This is a genomic window from Sphingomonas bacterium (assembly GCF_903643065.1).
Classification (GTDB): domain Bacteria; phylum Pseudomonadota; class Alphaproteobacteria; order Sphingomonadales; family Sphingomonadaceae; genus Sphingomonas.
Window position 1 is genome coordinate 1 of record NZ_CAHJWX010000124.1, and the last position, 6,210, is coordinate 6,210.

A 6,210-nucleotide genomic window follows, 5' to 3' on the forward strand; every position below is an offset into this window, starting at 1 on the left:
CGCGGGACGGCCGGCCGGGCTGTCGGTGGTGCTGGTCGGCGACGACCCGGCCTCGGCGGTCTATGTCCGCTCGAAGGGCAAGGCGACGCGCGCGGCGGGGATGCACGGCGTGGAGCACGTCCTGCCCGCCGACACGACGCAGCCCGCGCTGATGACGCTGGTGGACCGGCTCAACGCCGACCCGGCGATCGACGGCATCCTGGTGCAGCTGCCGCTCCCGAGACATCTCGACGAATGGGCGGTGGTGAGCCGGATCGATCCGGACAAGGACGTCGACGGGCTACATCCGGTCAATGTCGGGCGGCTGGCGAACGGCGTGCCGGGGCTGCGGCCCTGTACCCCGCTGGGCAGCCTGCTGCTGCTGGAAGGGCTGGGCGCGCCGCTGGCGGGGCAGGAGGCGGTGGTGCTGGGCCGGTCGCAGCTGGTCGGGCGGCCGGTGGCGCAGCTGCTGGTCAATGCCAACTGCACGGTGACGGTGGCGCACAGCCGCACCCGCGACGTCGCGGCGCATGTCGGGCGCGCGGACATCGTGATCGCGGCCGTGGGCATCCCGGGGTTCGTGAAGGCCGACTGGGTGAAGCCCGGCGCGACCGTAATCGACGTCGGCATCAATCGCGTCGCGGGTGGGCTGGTCGGCGATGTCGATCCGGCGGTGGCCGAGGTGGCGGGCGCGCTGACGCCGGTGCCGGGCGGGGTGGGACCGATGACGATCGCCTGCCTCCTGCGCAACACGCTGGAGGCGGCGTGCCGGCGCGAGGGGGTGGCGTTCGGCTTGTGATTGCGGCGCTGCTCCTCGCGGTCGCGCCGGCCACGGTGACCGAGGCGGAGCGTGCCTTCGCCGCCGACGCGAAGGCGATCGGGCAATGGGCGGCGTACCGGAAATGGGCGGCGCCGGACGCGACGATGTTCGTGCCGGAGCCGGTGAAGGCGCAAAACTGGCTGAAGGACCGCGCCGATCCGGCGGCGGCGATCGAGTGGTGGCCGACGGCGGCCTGGGTGTCGTGCGACGGGACCGTGGCGGTCGATACTGGCGGTTGGAAGCGGCAGGACGGCGGCGTCGGCTATTTTACGACCGTGTGGCGGCGTGAGCCGGATGGGCGCTGGCGGTGGATCGTCAGTCACGGCGATCATGCCGCTGCGCCCAGGCCACGGCCGGCGTCGCCTCCGATCAGGCGGGCGATGTGTGGTGCTCGCCTGGACCAGCAAATCGAGCATCTGCCGCCCGGGCTGCCGGTGCCGCTCGAGCACGCGGGCAAGGGGGCGCTGGGGGTCTCCGATGACGGCAGCCTCGCCTGGTACTGGGGCGCTGGCTGGAAAGGAGGGCGCTGGGTCCAGGTGACCTTGACCGCGCCCCTCGATTTCCGGCACCCACCCGATTCGAGTACCGGGTCGGTGCACTTCTGGGCCGAAGGCTACAAGGCGTGGCCGCTGTGCGTGATCGATGATCATGTCGACGCGCCGCAATGATCGAGCTCTACGTCTCCTCGCTCATCACCTTCTTCGTGGTGATCGATCCGCCCGGCTGCGCGCCGATCTTCGCGGGGCTGACCGCTGGGGCGAGCGGCCCGCATCGGCGTGCGATGGCGGTGCGCGCGGTGGTGGTCGCGGCGCTGATCCTGCTGGTGTTCGCGGCGTTCGGCGAGGCGCTGCTGCATGGGCTGGGGATCAACCTGTCGTCGTTCCGCATCGCGGGCGGGATCATGCTGTTCCTGATCGCGCTGGAGATGGTGTTCGAGCGGCGCACGCAGCGGCGCGAGGACCGCGCGGCGCAGGTCGCGGCCGAGCATGTCGAGGACGTGTCGATCTTTCCGATGGCGATGCCGATGATCGCCGGGCCGGGCTCGATTGCGACGGTGATGCTGCTGGCGGCGCGGCATCCGGGGCTGGCGGCGCATCTGGTGGTGCTGGGCGCGATGGGCACGATCCTGCTCGCGACGCTGGCGGCGCTGCTCGCGGCGGGGCCGCTGATGCGGCTGCTGGGCGCCAGGATCGAGGCGGTGGTGACGCGGCTGCTGGGCGTGCTGCTCGCGGCGCTCGCGGTGCAGTTCGTGACGGACGGGTTGCAGGTGTCGTTGCGGTAGGGCGGCAGCGGTCAGGCGGGGTGGGGCTGTTCGCGGTCGCGCAGGCCTTGGTGCAGATCGATGGCGGGGACCAGAAAAGCGGCGAGCATCGTCCCGATGGCGATCAGCAGCACGCCACAGAAGGTCACGTGAAGCGACTGGCCGAGCGCGGCGCGCGCGGCGCCATCGCCGACCGCCCCGGCCCCACGGTCGAGCAGGTGCCGCACCTGTTCGACCGAGACGGCGCCCCCGCGCGCGAGGCTGACGTTCAGCGCCGCGCCGAGCACGGTCGCGCCCAGCGTGCTCCCCAGGTTGCGCGCGAACAGGTTGGAGGCGGTGGCCGCGCCGCGTTCCGCCCAGCCGACGCTGTCCTGGATGATGACGATCGCGGCGGTGCTGAGGAAACCCATGCCGAACCCCAGCACCAGCGAGCCCGCCCCCGCCTGCCACGGTGATCCCCCCGGCGCCAGCATCACGAACGCCAGCGCGCCGACCGGCAACAGGACGCCGCCGAACACCAGGGTCGGCCGCAACCCGAAACGCGCGAAGTTGCGCGCCGCCAGCGTCGCCCCGATCGGCCAGCCCAGCACGGTCGCGGTCAGCGTGAATCCGGCGACCAGCGCCGAATAGCCGAGCACCACCTGCACGTACATCGGCAGGAACGTCGTCAGGCCGATGATGGTCATCCCGCTCAGCAGCGTGGCGGCGTTGGTGGTCGCGATCGGCCGCCGCGCCCACAGGGCGAACGCCACCATCGGATCGCGCGCGCGGCGCTCCTGCCAGACGAACAGCGCGCCGCCCACCAGGCATACCGCGGCGCTGGCCAGCGATATCGCGCGGTTCGTGCCCGCCTCCGTCAGCGCCAGCATCAGCGCGGCGATGGCGACCGTGAACAGCAGCGCGCCCGCCACATCGACGCCGCGCTGCTCGCTGGCGCCGCTCTCGCGCAGGAAGAAGTGAAAGCCTGCGGCGGCGACGATGCCCACGGGCACGTTGATCCAGAAGATCCACGCCCAGCTGACATGCGAGATGATCAGCCCGCCCGCCAGCGGCCCGATCACCGACGACACCCCCCACACGCTGGCGAGATAGCCCTGCACGCGCCCGCGCTCGTGCGCGGCGTACAGATCGCCGATGACGGTGACCGCCACCGGCTGGATCGCGCCGGCGCCGATGCCCTGGATCAGCCTGAACGCGATCAGCGACGGCATCGACCAGGCGATGCCGCACAGCACCGACCCCGCTAGGAAGATCGCGATCCCCGCCAGCAGGATGGACTTGCGCCCATAGACGTCCGCCAGCTTGCCGAACACCACGGTGGTCGCGGTCTGCGCGAGCAGGAACGAGGAGAACACCCAGGCATATAGGTCCAGGTTGCCGAGGCGGCCGACGATCTGCGGCATCGCGGTGGACACGATCGTCGCCTCGATCGCGATCATGAACGACGCGGCCATCACGGAGGCGAGCACGAGCGGGCGGCTGAGGGAGGGTGAAGCCATCCGCGCGCCTTAGGCGGGGGGAGGGCGAACGGGAAGCTAGTCGGCGGAACCCATGGTCTGGCCGACGTCGGCGCGCCCGCCTGCCCGGCCCGCGATGCACGCGATCAGGCGTGCAGACGAGAGGCTCACGGCGCCTTGCCAGTCGTCCCCTCGACCGCTCACCCCATCGCGGCCGTCAGCACCGCGCGGACGCCCTGGTGGTCGGTGTCGTAGGCGAGCGTGCCGCCCAGGCTTTGCGTCATCGCGCGGATCAGCTTGGTGCCGAGCCCGGTGCCCTGCGGCGCGGCGCCGTCGATCAGGCCGCGCCCGTCATCCTCCACCGTCATCGTGAAATAGGCGTCGCCCGCCTTGAGCGCGACGCGGACCTCGCCGGCGGCGGCGCCATAGGCGTATTTGCACGCGTTGCTGACCAGCTCGGAGACGATCACCCCCAGCGACACCGCGCGATCGGGCGGCAGGCGCACGGGGTCGGCGGCGAGGCTGAGCCGGCGCGGCGCCGCGTCGGACGACCAGGTGCCCGCCAGCTCGTCGATCAGCGCGGCGAGATAGCCCTGCATCTCGACGCTCTCGACATCGCTCGACGTGTAAAGCCGGCGATGGACCTGCGCGATCGCGTCGATGCGCCGCTGCGTGTCGGCGAGCGCGTCGCGCGCGCCCGCGTCGGCGAGCGCGCCCGCCTGCAGCCGGATGATCGCCGATACCATCTGCAGCGAGTTGGCGACGCGATGATTGACCTCGCCCAGCAACGCCTCCAGCCGGGCGTTGCTCGCGCGCAGATCCGCCTCCACCGCCGTCTTGGCGCGCTCCAGGGTCGTGCGCTCCAGCACGGACGCGAACGACGCGCCGAGCAGGTCGTAAAAGTCGTCGCCGACCGTCTTGACGACGTAATCGGCCGCGCCCGCCTTGAGCGCCGCGACCGCGATCCGCCCCTCGTCGGAGCCGGTGACGTACACGACCGGCGGCGGCTCGGGCAGCGCGCGCAGCCGCTCCAGCGTCTCCAGCCCGTTCATTTCGGGCATGTAGTGATCGACCGCGACCAGATCGAACCGCTCCGCCGTCGCCAGCGCGAGGCCGGCCGCGCCGCCATCGGCGGGCGTCACCGCGAAGCCGCGCCGCTCCAGCGCGCGACCCGCAAGGCGGCGGAGGCCGGCATCGTCGTCGATGTAGAGGACGCGGGGCTCGGCCACGCTCAGGCCTCGATCTCGGGCACCTGGATCACCGACAGGAACAGGCCGAGCTGCCGGATCGCGGCGGCGAAATTCTCATAGTTGACCGGCTTGGTGATGTAGACGTTGCAGCCCAGGTCGTAGCAGCGCTGGATTTCCTGCTTGTCGTCGGTGGTGGTCAGCACCACGACGGGGGTGCGCCGCAGCGGGCTGCCTTCCGCCTTGATCCGCGCCAGAATGTCCGTCCCGCTCATGTCGGGCAGATTGAGATCGAGCAGCACCAGCGCCGGGCCGTTCAGCGCCGGGCCGTCGCTCGCCTCGAACAGGTGCGCGAGCGCGGTGTGGCCGTCGACGAAATGCCGGATCTGGTTCATGATCCCGGCGCGGCGGATGTTCTTCTCGATCAGCCGGGCATGGCCCTCGTCGTCCTCGATCATCAGGATGCTGACGGAACGGTGATCGGTCATGCGCGTGATCCCTGGAACTGGGCCGGCAGGCTGAGGCGAAAGACCGAGCCTTCGCCCGGCGTCGATTCGACATCGATCGTGCCACCCAACCGATAGGCGAGCGCGCGCACGGTGGCGAGCCCGATGCCCTCGCCCGGCTGATCCTGCGCGCCCGAGCGGCGGAACAGGTCGAAGATGCGCTGGTGATCGGCCGCCGCGATGCCGCGGCCATTGTCCGTCACCGCGATCACGACGCGATCGCGATCGCGCTGGCCGGTGATGGCGATGCGGCCAGCGCGACCGGGCTGGAGATATTTGGTCGCGTTCTCGACGAGGTTGGAGACGATCTGCTCGATCGCGGTGCGGTCGCTGACGACCAGCGGCATGGGGTGCTGGACGCTCACGGCCGCGCCGCGCGCGTCGATCGTCTGGCGCATCGCCGCCACCGCCGTGTCGACGATGTCGGCCACATCCAGCGGCTCGGGCGCGAGCACGCGCCGCCCCTCGCGCGACAGCTTCAGGATGGCGTTGATCAGCCGGTCCATCCGCTGCGTGGAGGTGCGGATGAAACCGATCGCCTCGGGCAGGTCCTCGCGCACGGCGAGACGCGCGTCGGCGGTGACGAGGTGCGGCGCCTCGATCTCCGCGCGATCGACCAGCCGCGTCAGCTCGCCGGTCGCGGCTTCCAGCTCGGCGGTGAAGCCCATGACGTTGACCAGCGGCGAGCGAAGATCGTGGCTGACGATATAGGCGAAGCGCTGGATCTCCTCGTTCGCGCGCGTCAGGTCCTGCGTGCGGTCGGCGACCTGTTGCTCCAGCGTGTCGTTGAACCCGCGCAGCTCGTCGCGCGAGCCGCGCAGGTCGCGGGTGAAGCGCAGCAGGATCACCGCCGTGCCGACGCCCAGCAGCAGCAGCAGCGCGCCCGCCCCGGCCAGCACGGCGTAGAAGGCGTCGAGCGAGCGCTGCTGGTCGGCGTTGCGGATCGCGAGCAGCCGGCGCTCCTCCGCCAGCATGCGCGTCGCCGTGGCGCGGATCGCGC

General features: G+C 71.4%; 7 protein-coding genes. 3 read left to right on the forward strand and 4 right to left on the reverse strand.

Features of this window, described 5'->3' with window-relative positions; all coding sequences use genetic code 11:
* From HUU95_RS05900 to HUU95_RS05910, 3 genes are all read left to right on the forward strand, one after another.
* Positions 1-778: bifunctional 5,10-methylenetetrahydrofolate dehydrogenase/5,10-methenyltetrahydrofolate cyclohydrolase (locus HUU95_RS05900; RefSeq protein WP_174279265.1), on the forward strand; the 778-nt coding region annotated here is incomplete at its 5' end.
* On the forward strand, positions 775-1,467 hold the full coding sequence (locus HUU95_RS05905) for a hypothetical protein (RefSeq protein WP_174279266.1): 693 nt from the start codon (positions 775-777) through the stop codon (positions 1,465-1,467). The genes HUU95_RS05900 and HUU95_RS05905, both read left to right, overlap by 4 nt.
* On the forward strand, positions 1,464-2,081 hold the full coding sequence (locus HUU95_RS05910; protein ID WP_174279267.1) for a MarC family protein: 618 nt from the start codon (positions 1,464-1,466) through the stop codon (positions 2,079-2,081). Before HUU95_RS05905 ends, HUU95_RS05910 begins: the two co-directional genes overlap by 4 nt.
* A gap of 11 nt (positions 2,082-2,092) precedes the next feature.
* Here HUU95_RS05910 and HUU95_RS05915 read toward each other — a convergent pair whose 3' ends face one another.
* The 4 genes from HUU95_RS05915 to HUU95_RS05930 all read right to left on the reverse strand — a co-directional run.
* The gene (locus HUU95_RS05915) at positions 2,093-3,559 is read right to left on the reverse strand and encodes an MDR family MFS transporter (protein ID WP_174279268.1); all 1,467 of its coding nucleotides are present in this window, start codon (positions 3,557-3,559) and stop codon (positions 2,093-2,095) included.
* Between the two features lie 158 nt (positions 3,560-3,717).
* Positions 3,718-4,746 carry a sensor histidine kinase gene (locus HUU95_RS05920; protein WP_174279269.1) on the reverse strand — a complete coding sequence of 343 codons (1,029 nt, stop codon included), beginning with the start codon at positions 4,744-4,746 and terminating at the stop codon, positions 3,718-3,720.
* Positions 4,747-4,748: 2 nt separating this feature from the next.
* Positions 4,749-5,192: a response regulator gene (locus HUU95_RS05925; RefSeq protein ID WP_174279270.1), complete on the reverse strand. Its 444-nt coding sequence runs from the start codon at positions 5,190-5,192 to the stop codon at positions 4,749-4,751.
* Positions 5,189-6,210, reverse strand: a 1,022-nt coding sequence (locus tag HUU95_RS05930) for a sensor histidine kinase (protein ID WP_174279271.1), incomplete at its 5' end; no start/stop codon positions are given. The genes HUU95_RS05925 and HUU95_RS05930, both read right to left, overlap by 4 nt.